Raw genomic sequence first — 16,329 nt, forward strand, 5'->3', positions numbered from 1 at the left:
AGGTACGCGCCCCCCACGTGCCCCCTACGGAAGAGGGACGGGCATCAGGGGCTCGCCGACGATCGGGGGACAGAGTTGTCCACAGCGCCTCCGTCGTCCACAGGCAGGGCCGGAACCCTTGACGTAGCCGCCGGGCATTGTCACATTCATCAGTGTCAAGTTACGCACGCGTACGGCGACAGGGGTGTGGGCGCGATGCCAACGGCGGTAGGGACGGAACCCGACGCGCGGCTCAGCGGGTTCAGGGAAGTGCAGCGACTCGCCTACGAGTGCGCGGAGGCCGTCGCGGCCCAGCTCAAGCCGGGTGTGACAGAGCGCGAGGCGGCCCGGATGCAGCGGGAGTGGCTGCGCGAGCGCGGTGTAAGGGACTGGTTCCATCTGCCGTTCGCCTGGTTCGGCGACCGGACGGCGTTCGTGAACTTCCGCGTCCCGCTCCAGTTCTTCCCCACCAACCGGCGGCTGGAGGCGGGGATGCCGTTCATCCTCGACATGGCCCCGGTCTACAAGGGCTTCACGGCCGACATCGGCTACTCGGGCTGTCTGGGCCTCAACCCGGTGCACGACCGGCTCCTCGCGGATCTGGAGGCGCACCGCGCGCTCATCCTGCGCGAGGTCCGCGAACGGCGGCCGCTGCGCGAGATCTACGAGAACGTGGACCGGCTCATGGTCCGCCAGGGCTACGCCAACCGCCACCGCGCCTACCCGTTCGGCGTGATCGCCCACAAGGTCGACCAGGTCAAGGAGCGCCGCTGGTCGCCACACCTCTTCGGGTTCGGCACCCAGTCCCTCAAGGGCCTGGCGAGCGACGCGCTGCACGGCCACCGCGACGGCTGGTCGCCGCTGTGGAGCCCCTACAAGTTCTCCGACCACCCGCCCCGGCCGGGGCTGTGGGCGGTCGAGCCGCACCTCGGATTCCGGGGTACGGGCGCGAAGTTCGAGGAGATCCTGGTCGTCACCGACTCCAAGGACCCCGAACAGAGCGCGTTCTGGCTGGACGACGACCTGCCGCATGTGCGGCGCTGGGCCGAGGAGAAGGCGGCGTGAGCGTGGGAGAGCGGACGGACAACGGCATGGAGGGCGCGCGCGAGCGCTGGGTGCGCACCGGAGGGATCGAGCTGTGCGTCGCCGAACTCGGCGACCCGGAGCAGCCGACCGTGGTGCTCGTCCACGGCTATCCGGACAGCAAGGAGGTGTGGTCCCACGTCGCCGTCCAACTGGCCGAGCGCTTCCACGTCGTGTTGTACGACGTACGGGGCCACGGCCGCTCGACCGCTCCGGTCCCGCTGCGCGGCGGCTTCACCCTGGAGAAGCTCACCGACGACTTCCTGGCGGTCGCCGACGCGGTGAGCCCGGACCGGCCGGTGCACCTGGTCGGCCACGACTGGGGGTCCGTGCAGGCCTGGGAGTTCGTCACGGTCAAGCGCACCGAGGGCCGGATCGCCTCCTTCACCTCGATGTCCGGTCCGTCCCTGGACCACTTCGGTCACTGGATCAAGCGCCGGATGACCCGGCCGACCCCGCGCCGGGTGGGCCAGCTCCTCGGCCAGGGCGCCAAATCCTGGTACGTGTACATGCTGCACACACCCGTGCTCCCGGAGATCGTCTGGCGCGGTCCGCTCGGCAAGCGGTGGCCGGCGCTCCTCGAACGGGTGGAGAAGGTCTCCACCAGCGACTACCCCACGGCGTCCCTGCCCCAGGACGCGGCGCACGGCGCCTGGCTCTACCGGGACAACGTCCGGGCCCGGCTGCGCCGCCCCCGCGCCGACGCATACGCGCACGCGCCGGTGCAGCTGATCACCCCGACCGGCGACGCCTTCCTCTCCGAGCGCCTCTATGACGACCTGGAGCTGTGGGCGCCCCAGCTGGTCCGCCGCACGCTGCCCGCCAAGCACTGGGTCCCGCGCACCCGCCCCGACCGGCTGGCCGCCTGGATCACCGAGTTCGTCACCGCCAACGAGGACGGTGTCCCGGCCAAGGACACCGTGGCCACCGGTCCGTACGCGGACCGCTTCGGCGGCCAGTTGGTCCTGGTCACCGGCGCGGCCAGCGGCATCGGCCGGGCCACCGCCTTCGCGTTCGCGGAGGCCGGGGCGCGGATCGTCGCCGTGGACCGGGACGCGGAGGGGGCGGCCCGGACCGCCGACATGTCCCGGCTCATCGGTGCTCCCCAGGCGTGGGCCGAGACGGTCGACGTCAGCGACGAGCAGGCGATGGAGAAGCTCGCCGAGAAGGTCGCCGCCGAGTACGGCGTCGTCGACGTCCTGGTGAACAACGCCGGCGTCGGCCTCTCCGGCTCGTTCTTCGACACCACCACCGAGGACTGGAAGAAGGTCCTGGACGTCAATCTGTGGGGCGTCATCCACGGCTGCCGCGTCTTCGGCAAGCAGATGGCCGACCGCGGTCAGGGCGGCCACATCGTCAACACCGCCTCGGCCGCCGCCTTCCAGCCCTCCAAGGCGCTGCCCGCCTACTCCACCACCAAGGCGGCGGTGCTGATGCTCAGCGAGTGTCTGCGCGCCGAGCTCGCCGGACAGGGCATCGGCGTCAGCGCCATCTGCCCCGGCTTCGTCAACACCAACATCACCTCCACCGCCCGCTTCGCCGGGGTCGACGAGACCGAGGAGAAGCGCCGCCAGAAGAAGTCCGCCCGGCTGTACGGCCTGCGCAATTACCCGCCGGAGAAGGTCGCCACGGCGATCCTGCGCGCGGTGGTGAAGAACCAGGCCGTGGTGCCGGTGACGCCGGAGGCACGCGGCGCCCACCTCCTGTCCCGCTTCGCGCCCCGCACCCTGCGCGCCATCGCCCGGCTGGAGCCCCCGCTGTGAGCACGGAGCACCTGGAGGGCAGGGACCCGGAGCACTACGGGATCACCCCGCGCCGGGTCTCCTTCGACTGGCACGAGACCCCTCTGCACTGGATACCGGGCGAGCCGACCGCCACCCATGTCATCAACGTCCTGCATCTGCTCCTCCCTGCGGGCGAGCGGTGGTTCGTGAAGGTCTTCAAGGAAGCCCTTCCGCTGGTCACCGATCCCGTGCTGCTCAAGGACGTCAAGGGCTTCATGGGCCAGGAGGCCACCCACAGCGTCCAGCACGCCCATGTCCTCGACCACCTCGCCGAGCAGCGCCTCGACACCGCTGCCTACACTCGCCACGTCGACTTCCTCTTCGATGGACTCCTCGGTGAGCGACCTCCTTTCGGGGCGCCGATACCGGCCCGGGAGTGGCTGCTCTTCCGGCTCTCGCTGATCGCCGCGATCGAGCAGTTCACCGCGGTCCTGGGGGACTGGGTGCTGCACGCCGAGGCCCTCGACCGGGCCGGCTCGGACCCGGTCATGCTCGACCTGCTGCGCTGGCACGGCGCCGAGGAGGTCGAGCACCGAGCCGTCGCCTTCGACATGTACCAGCACTGCGGCGGCGAGGGCCTGCCCCGCTACGCCCGCCGGCTGGAGGGCATGGCGGTGGTCGCGCCGGTGCTGCTCTGGCTGTGGGCATGGGGCACCTCCTATCTGATCCGGCACGACCCCCAGCTGGCCGGCCGTCTCCGCTACTCGCTGCGCGAGCACAACCGTGCGGTCCGGCGCGGACTGCTGCCCAGCTGGAAGGAGCTCGGCGCGGCCATACCCCGCTACTTCCGGCGGTCGTACCATCCCTCGCAGGAGGGCTCCCTGCGCAAGGCCGTCGAATATCTCGCGACCTCGCCGGCGGCCCGTGCGGCAGCGGGTGCGGTGGGCCGCGCCGCCCTGGGGTAGAGGGAGACGGTTTTGTCCGGGCAGCCAGCAACAGAACCATCGGCGGCACGGGGCGCGCCGCCGGCGCCGGACGGGTCCACGGGGCCGGGCGGGACGAACGAGCCCGGTGGGACGAACGAGCCCGGTGGGACGAACAGGCCCGGTACGGGCGGTTCGGTGACGGCGGGTGCCCCGGCGGGGCCGTGCCCCGCGGGCGAGGCGCCCCGCACCTCGGGGCCCATCGCCGCCACCGCCATACCGGCCCAGCAGACCACTGCCCCGGCGCCGCAACCAGCGGTGCCGCACCCCCTTCCCTCCTCCTGCGAGTACCGCATCGAGGACCTGGCGCACGCGAGCGGCGCCACGGTCCGCACGATCCGCGCCTACCAGGACCGCGGCCTGCTGCCCCGGCCCGAACGGCGCGGCCGGTCCAATGTGTACGGCGAGACCCATCTGGCCCGGCTGCGCCAGATCGCCGATCTGCTCGACCGCGGTTACACCCTCGCCTCCATCAAGGAACTCCTGGAGGCCTGGGACGCGGGCCGCGGCCTCGGCGGTGTCCTCGGCCTGGTCGCCGAGGTCAACGGCCCCTGGACCGACGAGGAGGCTGTCCGGATCTCCCGGGACGATCTCGACGCCACCTTCGGCGGTGAGCCCGACGACGAGGCCGTCGCGGACGCGGTCGAGCTGGGGATCCTGGAACGCATCCCCGGCAATGACCGCGAGTTCCTGGTCCCCAGTCCCCAGGAGCTGGCGGTCGCCGCCGAGCTGCACGCCGCGGGAGTCCCCCTGGACGCCATCTCCGGGCATCTGCGGGAGCTGCGCGGCCAGGTGGAGCACATCGCGGCCCGCTTCCTCGACTTCACCACCGAGCACGTCTTCGCCCGCTATCTGGACCACCGGCCGCCCACCGACGCCGAGGCCGCGGAGGCCGCCGGTCTGGTGCGCCGGCTGCGCCCGCTCGCCCAGCAGACCGTGGACGCCGAACTGGCGCGGGCCATGCGCCTGTTCGCCACCCGGCACCTCCAGCACCATCTCGGTGCCACGGCCCCGGTGAGCCCGGCCGCCCCCGAGCCCGGGCCGGTCGCCCTGCCCGCGCACACCGTCCGGGCGGTGCAGGCGTTGGTCGGTCCGGAGAACGTCGCCGCTTTCGTCGCCGCGGCGGCCGAACGGGAGGTTCAGTCGCGTACGTTGGACGCCCTCACAGCCGCCCGGTTGTCCACAGAATAGGCACAAGCCCTGTGGATAACCGCACGTGTCTGTGGATCAAACCTCACTGAGGGTCGTCATGACGTGATCGTGCTCACTTTGGCGGCCCGGGCGGTGCGCCGGGCGTGCTCCGGATACTTGGCCGTGAAGAGGGCGGGCAAGGCGAATCCGGCGACCTGTACGGCTATCGCGGCGGCGCTGCCCAGCGACTCGGCGTGGACGACGGCGAGCGCGACGGCGGTGACGGTGAAGGCGGCGGCCCAGGCGGCGGTCAGCACGACGTTGACGCGGAGGAACACCGGGTTGTTCCACAGCTCACGCGGCGCCTGCCGCTTGGCTATGCCGGTGGTGAAGGGGCGCCGGAGGGCCAGCGTCGCCCACGCGGTCAGGGCCAGCCACCCGGTGGCCAGCGCCCCGCCGTACTCCCGCAGTCCGCTGTCCGGCGCCGCGAAGGCCACGACGCTCAGTACGGCGAAGAAGGCGATCGTCGACTGCTCCAGGATCAGCGAGTCGGCCGTCGCACCGCGCTTGCGGTCGACGGAGAACAACCAGGCTCCCGTGGCGAGAGCGGCGACCGCGCCCCACTGCCAGTGCTCGCTGCCGACGGCGGCGAAGACGATCCACGGGATGAATCCGCGCAGGTAGTTCATGGGAGTCCCCCTTCGTCGGGCTCTCGCCCGCTCCACATTCCAACTTCGACATGTCAAAGGTAGAGGTTCCTCGATTGACGTGTCAAGAGTGGAATGTAGAGTGAGGGGCATGAGCCTTCGTCACGCGGTCCTGGGCCTGCTGGCCGAACGTCCGGCCAGCGGCTACGACCTGATGAAACTGTTCGAGACCTCGCTCTCCCACGTCTGGTCGGCGACCCAGAGCCAGGTCTACGGCGAGCTGGGAAAGCTCGCCGACTCCGGCCTGGTCGAGGTGGTGGCCGAGGGCCCCCGGGGCCGCAAGGAGTACGCCATCACCGATCCCGGCCGGGCCGAGCTGCGCCACTGGCTCACCGAGACCGAGCCCTCCCGCAGCCGCCGCAGCGACTCCCTGCTGCGCGTCTTCTTCCTGGGCCTTCTCACCCCACTGGAGGCGCGGACGTACCTTCTGACCGAGGCCGAGCGCTCCTCCCGCCAGCGAGCCGGCCTGGAGGAGGCGGAGGCCTCGATCGAGTGGGACGACGATCCGCTCTCCGTCCACGGCCGCCTGGCCCTGGAGTACGGCAAGCGGCTCAGCGCGATGCACGAGGAGTGGGCCCGCTGGGCGGCGGAGCAGCTCAGGGCATGACGGCGAGGGCCAGCGTCGGGGCGACGGGAGAAAAGCGGGTGCCGTGGCTCTTTCCGCCCGGCACCCTGACGGCATGACCGAAACACCGGACGACAGACGGACCGTGAAGGTGTCCAAGTACCTGTCGAAACACCTGCGCCACCAGCCCGAACGCCTCGGGCTCACCCTCGATCCGCATGGCTGGGTCGAGATCGACACCCTGCTGCGGGCAGCGGCAGCGCACCACTTCCCCATCTCCCGCGCCGAGCTCGACCATGTGGTCGCCGTCAACGACAAGCGCCGGTTCGCGGTCGAGGGCGACCGGATCCGGGCCAGTCAGGGCCATACCGTCGCCGTCGATCTGGGCCTCCCGGCCACCGAACCGCCCGCGTACCTCTACCACGGCACCGTGGCCCGCAGCCTGGACGCGATCCGTGCCGAGGGACTGCGACCCATGGCCCGCCACCACGTCCATCTCTCCGCCGACCGCGAGACGGCGACCCGGGTCGGCGCGCGGCGCGGCCGTCCCGTCGTCCTGAGCGTCGACGCGGCGGCGATGCGGCGCGACGGCCACGTCTTCCACATCTCCGCCAACGGGGTGTGGCTCACCGACGCCGTACCGCCCGAGTACCTGCGCCTCCCCGAGTGAGCGTCCTTGCCGACGACGACAACCGCCGTGCCGTGGCCCCCGGCTGAGATGATCGACGGCATGGCACACCCGCGTCTTCCCAGCACCGAGAGCGCCGTCGCCGCGATCCACGAGGTCGCCCGCGCGCACCACCTCGCCGTGGAGGTCTCCCACGACATAGGCGCCGACCGGACCTCGCGTCGCACCTCCGCCGGGGCGTTCACCGTCCAGGACCCGGACGGCTCCCTTCCGCACGAGGCCTTCGTCGAGCTCGGCGGCTCGCCCGCCGTCACCGTGCAGCTCTTCGCGGAGGACGACGCGAAGATCACGGTCGACGGTGTGGAGTTCCACGATGTGCCGCGCGACGCGGTGCCCGCGTTCCTCCGGTCGGTCTACGGCGACCTGGCGTACGTCAAAGGCCGCTTCTTCCCGCCGGGGTGGTGGCTGGTGGTGCCCCTGCCGGGCGACGAGACGTACAAGGAACTGGTCCTCGGCGGCACACTCTCGCCCTGGCTGAGCCGACGCGTACGCGCCAAGAGCTGAGCCGAGGACGCCGTACGGCCCCGGGAACGGGTGGCGATTCGGGGAGAGGCGGGGTAGGGCGGCACCCGGCTCGGCCCGTCGCCGGGCAGCCCCCACCACTGCCTCAGCGCAGCTGCGCCAGCCCCTCCACGGCTATCTGCTCGAACACCTTCCGGTCGGCCGCGAAGACCGAGTCCGGGATCGGCGCGTGCAGGACGATCTCCGTCACGCCGAGCTCGAAGTGCCTGCCCGCGAAGTCCACGAAGGCGTCGAGCGACTCCAGCACCCGCCGCGGCTCCGGCGTGAAACCGGTGAGCAGGATCTTGTCCAGCTCGTCCACGTCGCGCCCGATGTCGTCGCACGCCTCGCCGAGCTTCTTCATCTGTCCGCGGATCGCCTCCACGGACTGCTCGGGCGTACCGCTCTCGAAGAGCTTCGGGTCACCGGTGGTCACCCACGCCTGCCCGTGCCGCGCCGCCAGCTTCAGCCCGCGCGGACCCGTCGCCGCCACGGCGAACGGCAGCCGCGGCCGCTGCACACAGCCGGGGATGTTGCGCGCCTCGACCGCCGAGTACACGGCGCCCTCGGAGGTCACCGCGTCCTCGGTCAGGAGGCGGTCGAGCAGCGGCACGAACTCGGCGAAGCGGTCGGCCCGCTCGCGCGGCGTCCACGCCTGCTGGCCCAGAGCGGTGGCGTCGAAGCCGTTGCCACCGGCGCCGATCCCGAGCGTGATCCGGCCGTTGGAGACGTCGTCGAGGGTTATCAGCTCCTTGGCGAGGGTCACCGGATGCCGGAAGTTCGGCGAGGTGACCAGCGTGCCGAGCCGCATCCGGGTCGTGGCGGCGGCAGCGGCGGTCAGCGTCGGCACCGCGCCGAACCACGGACGGTCGCGGAAGGTCCGCCAGGACAGGTGGTCGTAGCTGTACGCGGTGTGGAAGCCCAGCTCCTCGGCACGCAGCCACTCGTCGCGACCGCCGTCGTGCCAGCGGCGTACCGGAAGAATCACAGTGCTCAGACGCATGCCTACGACACTAATGGCTGCCACTGACACTCCCGGCGTCCCGCAGGGGACCCGTTGGTCACACGACTCACCGGAGCGGCCGGGACGGCCCCGCGACGGGATGAGGCGGCGGCCGGACAGGTCTACAGGCCCGGCAGAGGGGCGGTGGAAGGACCGCGGAGGAGCGACAGAGGGCGGCGGGACAGCCCGGATGGGGCCAACCGCCCAGCTCGGGCGGATCAACGCCTCATGCGCCCCCTGCGCCCTGTACGCCCCAAGGAACACACTCACCTGTGCGCTCCCCCGCACGTCCGTGCACCCGTGTACAGGAGAATGGGTCTGTGACCTCAGCTACCGAGCCCGCCCGCGCCGGGCATCCCGCCCCCGCCGTCCCTCGGCTCATCGCGACCGACCTGGACGGCACGCTGCTGCGCGACGACAAGTCCGTCTCGGAACGTACGGTCGCGGCGCTCGCCGCCGCCGAGGAGGCGGGCATCGAGGTCTTCTTCGTCACCGGCCGCCCGGTCCGCTGGCTGGACGTCGTCAGCGATCACGTCCAGGGCCACGGCCTGGCCATTTGCGGCAACGGCGCCGCCGTGGTCGATCTGCACGACGGCGTCGCGGAGCACCGGTTCGTCAAGGTCCGTCCGCTGGAGCGCGCGGCCGCCCTGGCGGTCGTGGAGCTCCTGCGCGCCGCCGTCCCCGGCACCTCCTTCGCCGTCGAGCAGACCGGCGGGCTCCACCACGAGTCGGCCTATCCGCCGATGCTGATGAACGCCGCCGGCAGCATCGCGCCCGCCGAGGAACTGCTGGCCGACGACGCCGATACGGTCGCCGAGCCCATCCTCAAGCTGCTCGCCCACCACCCCGAGCTGCCGCCCGACGACTTCCTGGCCCTGGCCCGCAAGGCCGTCGGCGCGCGCGCCGAGATCACCCGGTCCAGCCCGACCGCACTGCTGGAGATCAGCGGCCCCGGCGTCTCCAAGGCGTCCACGCTCGAACTCTGCTGCGCCGAGCGCGGCATCCTCCCCTCCGAGGTCGTCGCCTTCGGCGACATGCCCAACGACGTCGAGATGCTCACCTGGGCGGGCACCTCGTACGCCATGGGCAACGCCCACCCCGACGTCGTGGCCGCCGCCTCCGGTCACACGGTCGCCAACAACGACGACGGTGTGGCGGTCGTCATCGAGCGGATCCTCGCCTCGCTCTGAGCGTCGCTGCCACGACCCCGACGGCCGGTGTCACGGCCCGACCGCCGGTGTCCCGGCCCGACCGCAGGTGCCGGGACCGTCCGCTGGTGTCACGACTCGTCCGGATCCGGCTCGGCGGCGTTGCTGCCCAGGGGCACCCCGCGCTCGCTCAGCCAGCGCACCGGATCGACCGCCGAGCCCATCTCCGGAGTGAGCCGGATCTCGAAGTGCAGATGGGGTCCGGTCGAGTTGCCGGTGGTTCCGGCCTGGCCGATCCACTGCCCGGTGCTCACGCGCTCCCCCTGGTCCACCGCGGCCGCCGCCAGATGCGCGTACTGCGAGTAGTAGCCGCCGGGGTGCCCGATGACCACCTCGATGCCGAAGCCGCCGCCGCACGACACGGAGACGACCCGGCCCGCGCCGACCGCCCGTACCGGGGTACCGATGTCCACCGCGAAGTCCTGACCCGTGTGCCGCCGGGCCCAGTGCTCGCCCGCGCTGTCGAAGCCCGCCGACAGCCGGTACGTCTCCACGGGGGCCGTCCACGCGCGCGCGGGGCGCGAGCCCGACGGCTCCTCCAGGCGTACGGCACCACGGCACTGGCCCGCCGCGACGCTGCGGTCGGCCTCGCCCTGGAGCTCCCAGCGCGCCTCCTCCAGACGGGCGGAGAGGGACTTCTTGATGTGTTCCAACTGGTCCCTGCGGTCCGCGAGATCCCGCCAGGCGTCCTGTGCCCGGCGCTGCGCGGACGTGAGCCGCCCTTCCGCGCGTCGCGCCTTCCCGTAGAGCCGGGTCACGGCCATGTCGGCCTGCCAGGCCAGCCGCTGACCGCGCATCAGCTCATCGGGATCATCCGCGAGCAACAGCTGTGCGGTGTAGGCGATGTCCCCGCCGGTCCGGTACTGCGCACGGGCCACCCGGCCCATGTCGTCATGGAGCCGTACGAGATCGCGCCGCCGGTCGGTGAGCAGCCGGTCGAGCCGCTCGGCCTTCGTCCGCTGCTCATCCGCCGCGCGTCTGCCCTGCTCATACGCGGTGGTCGCATGGGCGGCGTCCAGGAAGAGCCGTGCCACCGTCGCGCTGGTACGGGGCACATCGGGCTCGTCGGCCGCCCTGGCGGCACAGGTGAGCGGCCCGGCGAGCACACACAGGACCAGCACGAGAGCCCTGCACGGAGGTCCGAGACGCATGCCCGGATCGTCGCGCGGCCGAGCCATGTTTCACGTGAAACACACCTCTGGCCCGGGGGCTGCTCCCCCCGACTGGCGTACAGACACGAAAAGAAGGGCGGCTCCGGGCACCTCGGGGGCGGGGGTGGAGCAGGTTGTGTCCCGCCCCTAAAGCGGCGCCTCCCACACCACCGTCGTCCCGCGACCGTCCTTCCCGGTGCCCGGCCCGTACGTACTGGAGCCGCCCAGCGCCTCCGCCCGCCGTTGGAGGTTGCGCAGCCCGCTGCGGCGGCCGCCCTCGGGCATGCCGACTCCGTTGTCCGCGACGGTGAGCCGCACGCCCGGACTCCCGTCCGGGAGCTGCACAGTGGCGTCCACGACGACCTCGATGGACGACGCCTCGGCGTGGCGGAAGGCGTTGGACAGCGCCTCGCGCAGGGCCGCGATGAGGTTCTTGCCGGTCACTTCGCCGACGAGGGCGTCCACCGGGCCGACGAAGCGGTGCGCGGGCTTGAAGCCGAGCGGCACCGCCGCCATGTTGATCTCCCGCAGGACCCGCGTGCGCAGTCCGGACGGCACCTCGGCGGGTCCCTGCTGGAGGGCGAAGATCGCCGTACGGATCTCCTGGATCGTCACGTCCAGCTCGTCGACGGCCTTGCCGACGCCCCGCTGCACCTCGGGCACGACCGACTTGCGCTGAGCGCCCTCCAGCATCATCCCGGTGGCGAACAGCCGCTGGATGACCAGGTCGTGGAGGTCCCGGGCGATCCGGTCGCGGTCCTCGTACACGGCGAGCCGCTCCCGGTCGCGCTGCGCCTCCGCCATCATCAGCGCGAGCGCCGCCTGCGAGGCGAACTGGGTCGCCAGGGTCCGTTCCACCTCGCTGAACGGGCGGCCTCCTCGCGCGCGGGGGGTGGCGAGGGCGCCCAGCACGCGGCCACCGCTGTGCAGCGGAAGCATCATGCTCGGGCCGTACCGCTCGGCGAGTCGGGTGATCATCCTGGCGTCGGTCGCCGCGTCGTCCATGAAGACCGCCTCGCCCTCCAGCAGCGTGGCGACCACCGGGCTCTCCGGCGGGATCACCACGCCGAGCATCGGACCGGGTTCGTCGGTGGAGACGGCGACGATCTCCAGGCCGCCCTCCTCGGCGGGCAGCAGCACGATTCCGGCCGCCGAGTCCGCGAGGTGGCGGGCCTGCTCGGCGACGACTTCCAGGGCGTCGTCCGCGTCGCCCCCGGAGAGCAGGGCGGTGGTGACGGCGACCGATCCGTCGATCCAGCGTTCTCTCTGCCGTGCCGCCTCGTACAGCCGGGCGTTGCCGATGGCGATCCCCGCCTCGGTGGCCAGCACGCGGACCATGTGCAGGTCGTAGTCGTTGAAGTCGGCCCCGGCGCTCTTCTCGGCGAGGTAGAGGTTGCCGAAGACCTCACCCTGCACCTGGATGGGCACCCCGAGGAACGACCGCATCGGCGGGTGGTGCGCGGGGAACCCGGCCGCGTGCGGATGGGCGGAGAGGTCCTTGAGCCGCAGCGGCTCGGGGTGCTCGATCAGCCGGCCGAGCAGCCCACGGTGGCCGTCGGGGCGGCGCCCGATGGCGGCGGCCTCCTCGAAGCCGACGCCGTACGTCACGAAGTCGGAGAGCCCCGTGCCGGTCTCGTCGACGACGCCGATCGCCGCGTACCGGGCGTCGGCCAGCTCGGCGGCCGTCTCACAGATCCGGTCGAGGGTGGAGCGCAGTTCCAGGCCGGTACCGACGGAACGCATCGCCTCCAGCAACTGCGGCACGCGCGCGGTGAGCTCGGTGGACAGCCCCTGGAGGCTCCGGGTGGCCAGGGTCGCCGCTTCGAGCGCGTCGCGGTCCTCGGCGTCCTCGGCATCCTCGGCGCCCTCTGTGTGCTCGGTGTCCCGGGTGTTCGGGGTGTCCTCGATGGCGCTGGCGTCCTGGGGGTCCTTCGGATCCGGCACTGGCATGCCCTTGAGCCTAGTTAGTCCCCATTCGCGAGGAAAGTCGGTCCTGGCGGGACGGGGCACGGATCCGTGTACGGAAAATCTCAGGCCGGGCGGGCCTCCTGGAGGAGGTCGCCGGCGCGCTCACGCTCCAGCATCCGCCGCAGCTCCCCGTCGACCAGGGCGAGTGCGTCGTACGGTCCGCGCTGCACCACCCGGCCCTCGGAGAGGACCACGACCTCGTCCACGGCGTCGAGGCCGCGCAAGCGGTGGGTGATCAGCACGGTGGTGCGGCCCTCGGTCGCCCGCAGCAGATCCGCCGTGAGCGCGTCGGCCGTCGCCAGGTCCAGGTGCTCGGCGGGCTCGTCCAGGACGAGCACCGGGAAGTCGGCCAGGATCGCCCGGGCCAGGGCCAGCCGCTGGCGCTGGCCGCCCGAGAGCCGGGCGCCGTGCTCCCCGACGAGGGTGTCGAGGCCGTCGGGCAGGGAGTCCACCCAGTCGAGCAGCCGGGCCGCCGCCAGGGCGTCGCGCATCGCGTCCTCGTCCGCGCCGGTACGGGCGAGCCGCAGGTTCTCGCGTACGGAGCTGTCGAAGATGTGCGCGTCCTGGGCGCAGAGGCCGACCAGCCGACGGACGTCGTCGCCCACGAGCGCCGAGGCGTCCGTCCCGCCGATCCGGTACGTGCCCTCGCGCGCGTCCAGGAAGCGCAGCAGCACCTGGGCGAGCGTGGTCTTGCCGGATCCGGAGGATCCGACGACGGCGACCCGCCTGCCCGGGGTGAGCGTCAGCGTGAAATCGCTCAGCGCGTCCCGAGCCTGTCCTTCGTGGCGGGCGGCCAGTGCCCGCACCTCCAGGGGGAAGGGTGAGGCGGGCGCGGTGGCCGGGTGCTCCGGCTCCCGTACCGGCACGGGGGCGTCCAGCACCTCGTACACCCGCTCCGCGCTCCGCCGGACCCTCTGGCGCGCCTGTACGGCGAGGGGCAGCCCGCTGACGGCCTCGAAGGCGGCCAGCGGCACCAGGACCACGACGGCGAGCCGCACCCCGTCCAGCCGTCCGACGGCGACCGCCTGCACCCCGACGAGAGCGGCGGCCACCACGGTCAGTCCGCAGGTCAGCGCGGACAGACCGCCGCCCAGCGCGGTGGCGGCAGCGGTCCTCGACGCGATCCGGGTGAGCACCGAGTCGGCGTCCTTCACCTCCCGCGTACGGCGGCCGAGCGCGCCGGCCACCGTCAACTCCCCGGTCCCGGTGAGCAGATCGGCCACGCGTGTGGCCAGGAGGCCGCGCGCGGAGGCGAGTTGGCGCTCGGCGCGGCGTGCGCAGGCGCCGCTGACCATCGGCACGGCCACTCCGGCGACCAGCAGTCCGATCGCGAGCACCAGCCCGGCCTCGGGCAGCAGCCAGGCGGTGAATCCGACGCCGGCCACGGAGACCACCGCGGCCACGGCGGCGGGCAGCGCCCAGCGCAGCCAGTAGTCCTGGAGTTCGTCCACATCGGCCACCAGCCGGGACAGCAGATCGCCGCGCCGGGCGGAGCGCAGTCCCGCCGGGGCGATCCGTTCCAGGCCGCGGTACACCGCGACGCGCACCTCGGCGAGCATCCGCAGGACCGCGTCGTGCGAGACCAGCCGCTCGGCGTAGCGGAACACCGCCCGCCCGATGCCGAACGCCCGGGTCGCCGTCACGGCCACCATCAGATAGAGCACCGGCGGCTGCTCGGAGGCGCGCGAGATGAGCCACCCGGACACGCCCATCAGGCCGACGGCCGACCCGAGGGCCAGGGCGCCCAGCACCAGCGCCAGGACGAGCCGCCCGCGCAGCCCTCCGGCGGCCGCGCGCACCCGCGCGAGCACGTCCCGGGAGCCGGCCGGGGCGGAGGAACCGGGGACGGGAGTCTCAGCAGCCGGGCCGGGGACGTCGATACGGGGGGTCGTAGCAGCCGCGTCGCCCCGTCCGTCCGCCGCGTTCCGGGCCACCACTCCACCGCCCGGGCCCGGTCGCAGCTCCACCACGCTGTCCGCGAGCGCGAGGAGGGCCGGGCGGTGGACCACCAGCAGCACGGTGCGGCCCGCCGACAGCCTCCGTACCGCGTCGACGATGCCCGCCTCGGTCTCGCCGTCCAGCGCGGCCGTGGGCTCGTCGAGCAGCAGCACCGGGCGGTCCGCGAGGAACGCCCGGGCCAGTGCCAGCCGCTGGCGCTGGCCGGCCGAGAGGCCCGCGCCGCCCTCGCCGAGTTCGGTGGCCGGGCCGGCGGGCAGCGCGGTGACGAACTCCAGCGCACCCGCGTCCCGCAGGGCGTCCTGTACCGCCGCGTCGTCCGCGTCCGGTCGTGCGAGGCGTACGTTCTCCGCGATCGTCCCGGCGAACAGATGCGGCCGCTGCGGCACCCAGGCGACCCGCTCGCGCCACTGCTCCAGCGACAGCGCGCCCAGATCGGTGCCGGAGATCCGGATCCGCCCCTCGTCCGGCGCCACGAACCCCAGTACCGCGCCGAGGAGGGTCGACTTCCCGACCCCGCTCGGCCCGGTCAGCGCCACCGTCCTGCCCGGCTCCACCGTCAGCGAGGCAGCGGCCAACGACGGCTCCCCGCGCCCCGGGTGGCGGACCGTCACCCCGTCCACCTCGATCCGGACCGGGCCGGGCGGCACTGCTCCCGTCCCGCCGTCGGACACCGGCGTCTCCAGGACCGCGAAGATCTCCTCTGCGGCAGCCAGCCCCTCGGCCGCCGCGTGGTACTGCGCGCCCACCTGCCGCAGCGGCAGATACGCCTCGGGGGCGAGGACCAGGATCACCAGGCCGGTGTAGAGGTCCATATCGCCGTGGACGAGGCGCATCCCGATGCCGACGGCCACCAGCGCCACCGAAAGCGTCGCGAGGAGCTCCAGGGCGAACGACGACAGGAACGCGAGCCGCAGGGTCTTCAGCGTGGCCAGGCGGTACTCGGAGGTGATCTTCCGGATCGACTCGGCCTGCGCCTTGGCCCGGCCGAACACCTTCAGCGTCGGCAGCCCGGCGACCACGTCCAGGAAGTGCCCCGAGAGCCGGGAGAGGAGCCGCCACTGGCGGTCCGTCCGGGCCTGGGTCGCCCAGCCGATGAGCGCCATGAAGAGCGGGATGAGCGGCAGGGTGACGACGATGGTGGCCGCCGACACCCAGTCCTCGGTGACGATCCTGGCGAGCACCGCCACGGGCACCACGACGGCGAGCCCCAACTGCGGCAGATACCGCGCGAAGTAGTCGTCGAGCGCGTCCACCCCGCGCGTGGCGAGCGCGACCAGTGAACCGGTCCGCTGGCCGCTCAGCCACTCCGGCCCCAGCCGCGCGGCCCGCTCCAGCAGCCGCCCGCGCAGCTCCGACTTGACCGCCGCGCTGGCTCGGTGGGCCGCGAGTTCGGTGAGCCAGGACACCAGCCCCCGTCCGACCGCGACCGCCCCGAGCAGCAGCAGGGGCGTCCGCAGCCCCCCGGCGCCGAGGCCGTCCTGGAACGCCCCCACCACGATCTCGGCGATGAGCATCGCCTGGGCGATGACCAGGCCCGCGCCGACCAGGCCGAGAGCGACCACGGCAGCGAGGAAGCGACGGGTGGCCCGGGCGTAGCGGAACAGTCGCGGGTCGATCGGTTTCACGTGAAACATCCCCTCGCAGGGTCAGGCGGCCGGGGGAGAGGGTGTGTTTCACGT

Annotated in this window: 13 protein-coding genes; 8 read left to right on the forward strand and 5 right to left on the reverse strand. The window is 72.7% G+C overall.

Annotation, left to right across the window (positions count from 1 at the left end; genetic code table 11):
- Positions 1–195: 195 nt before the first annotated feature.
- The 4 genes from AC069K_RS10790 to AC069K_RS10805 all read left to right on the forward strand — a co-directional run bounded on the left by AC069K_RS10790 (position 196) and on the right by AC069K_RS10805 (position 4,960).
- Positions 196–1,044: a M24 family metallopeptidase gene (locus AC069K_RS10790; protein WP_478614522.1), complete on the forward strand. Its 849-nt coding sequence runs from the start codon at positions 196–198 to the stop codon at positions 1,042–1,044.
- Positions 1,045–1,070: 26 nt separating this feature from the next.
- A complete protein-coding gene (locus AC069K_RS10795; protein WP_478615191.1) occupies positions 1,071–2,825 on the forward strand; it encodes an SDR family oxidoreductase in 1,755 nt (584 codons plus the stop codon).
- On the forward strand, positions 2,822–3,751 hold the full coding sequence (locus AC069K_RS10800; protein WP_478614525.1) for a metal-dependent hydrolase: 930 nt from the start codon (positions 2,822–2,824) through the stop codon (positions 3,749–3,751). The genes AC069K_RS10795 and AC069K_RS10800 overlap by 4 nt, the downstream gene beginning before the upstream one ends.
- A 276-nt stretch (positions 3,752–4,027) precedes the next feature.
- Positions 4,028–4,960, forward strand: coding sequence for a MerR family transcriptional regulator (locus AC069K_RS10805; RefSeq protein WP_478615194.1), 933 nt, complete (start codon positions 4,028–4,030; stop codon positions 4,958–4,960).
- Positions 4,961–5,016: 56 nt separating this feature from the next.
- Here AC069K_RS10805 and AC069K_RS10810 read toward each other — a convergent pair whose 3' ends face one another.
- A complete protein-coding gene (locus AC069K_RS10810; protein ID WP_478614528.1) occupies positions 5,017–5,589 on the reverse strand; it encodes a hypothetical protein in 573 nt (190 codons plus the stop codon).
- 109 nt (positions 5,590–5,698) lie between these two features.
- Here AC069K_RS10810 and AC069K_RS10815 point away from each other — a divergent pair, with 109 nt between their 5' ends.
- From AC069K_RS10815 to AC069K_RS10825, 3 genes are all read left to right on the forward strand, one after another.
- Positions 5,699–6,214 (forward strand): PadR family transcriptional regulator, encoded by a 516-nt coding sequence (locus tag AC069K_RS10815; protein WP_358831820.1) that lies wholly within the window; start codon positions 5,699–5,701, stop codon positions 6,212–6,214.
- A gap of 73 nt (positions 6,215–6,287) precedes the next feature.
- A complete protein-coding gene (locus AC069K_RS10820) occupies positions 6,288–6,842 on the forward strand; it encodes an RNA 2'-phosphotransferase (protein WP_478614531.1) in 555 nt (184 codons plus the stop codon).
- 60 nt (positions 6,843–6,902) lie between these two features.
- Positions 6,903–7,364, forward strand: coding sequence for a hypothetical protein (locus AC069K_RS10825; protein WP_365102649.1), 462 nt, complete (start codon positions 6,903–6,905; stop codon positions 7,362–7,364).
- 103 nt (positions 7,365–7,467) lie between these two features.
- On the opposite strand, the gene AC069K_RS10830 is transcribed toward AC069K_RS10825, so the two are convergent.
- A complete protein-coding gene (locus AC069K_RS10830; RefSeq protein ID WP_365102652.1) occupies positions 7,468–8,364 on the reverse strand; it encodes an LLM class flavin-dependent oxidoreductase in 897 nt (298 codons plus the stop codon).
- Positions 8,365–8,684: 320 nt separating this feature from the next.
- On the opposite strand from AC069K_RS10830, the gene AC069K_RS10835 reads away from it, so the two are divergent.
- Entirely contained in the window at positions 8,685–9,554 is an 870-nt protein-coding gene (locus tag AC069K_RS10835) for an HAD-IIB family hydrolase (protein WP_478614536.1), read from the forward strand.
- 89 nt (positions 9,555–9,643) lie between these two features.
- On the opposite strand, the gene AC069K_RS10840 is transcribed toward AC069K_RS10835, so the two are convergent.
- The 3 genes from AC069K_RS10840 to cydD form a co-directional block, all read right to left on the reverse strand.
- Positions 9,644–10,723: a M23 family metallopeptidase gene (locus AC069K_RS10840; RefSeq protein WP_478614539.1), complete on the reverse strand. Its 1,080-nt coding sequence runs from the start codon at positions 10,721–10,723 to the stop codon at positions 9,644–9,646.
- Positions 10,724–10,870: 147 nt separating this feature from the next.
- A complete protein-coding gene (locus tag AC069K_RS10845) occupies positions 10,871–12,673 on the reverse strand; it encodes a GAF domain-containing sensor histidine kinase (protein ID WP_478614542.1) in 1,803 nt (600 codons plus the stop codon).
- 80 nt (positions 12,674–12,753) lie between these two features.
- The gene (cydD, locus tag AC069K_RS10850; protein WP_478614545.1) at positions 12,754–16,275 is read right to left on the reverse strand and encodes a thiol reductant ABC exporter subunit CydD; all 3,522 of its coding nucleotides are present in this window, start codon (positions 16,273–16,275) and stop codon (positions 12,754–12,756) included.
- Positions 16,276–16,329 lie beyond the last annotated feature (54 nt).

It is taken from the genome of Streptomyces sp. NPDC043908, from assembly GCF_056435525.1.

Coding starts and splice junctions, on each gene's coding strand:
- AC069K_RS10825 (WP_365102649.1), top strand. CDS start 6,903: ATGGCACACCCGCGTCTTCCCAGCACCGAGAGCGCCGTCGCCGCGATC.
- AC069K_RS10830 (WP_365102652.1), bottom strand. CDS start 8,364: ATGCGTCTGAGCACTGTGATTCTTCCGGTACGCCGCTGGCACGACGGC.
- AC069K_RS10815 (WP_358831820.1), top strand. CDS start 5,699: ATGAGCCTTCGTCACGCGGTCCTGGGCCTGCTGGCCGAACGTCCGGCC.
- AC069K_RS10840 (WP_478614539.1), bottom strand. CDS start 10,723: ATGCGTCTCGGACCTCCGTGCAGGGCTCTCGTGCTGGTCCTGTGTGTG.
- AC069K_RS10810 (WP_478614528.1), bottom strand. CDS start 5,589: ATGAACTACCTGCGCGGATTCATCCCGTGGATCGTCTTCGCCGCCGTC.
- AC069K_RS10790 (WP_478614522.1), top strand. CDS start 196: ATGCCAACGGCGGTAGGGACGGAACCCGACGCGCGGCTCAGCGGGTTC.
- AC069K_RS10820 (WP_478614531.1), top strand. CDS start 6,288: ATGACCGAAACACCGGACGACAGACGGACCGTGAAGGTGTCCAAGTAC.
- AC069K_RS10795 (WP_478615191.1), top strand. CDS start 1,071: ATGGAGGGCGCGCGCGAGCGCTGGGTGCGCACCGGAGGGATCGAGCTG.
- AC069K_RS10845 (WP_478614542.1), bottom strand. CDS start 12,673: ATGCCAGTGCCGGATCCGAAGGACCCCCAGGACGCCAGCGCCATCGAG.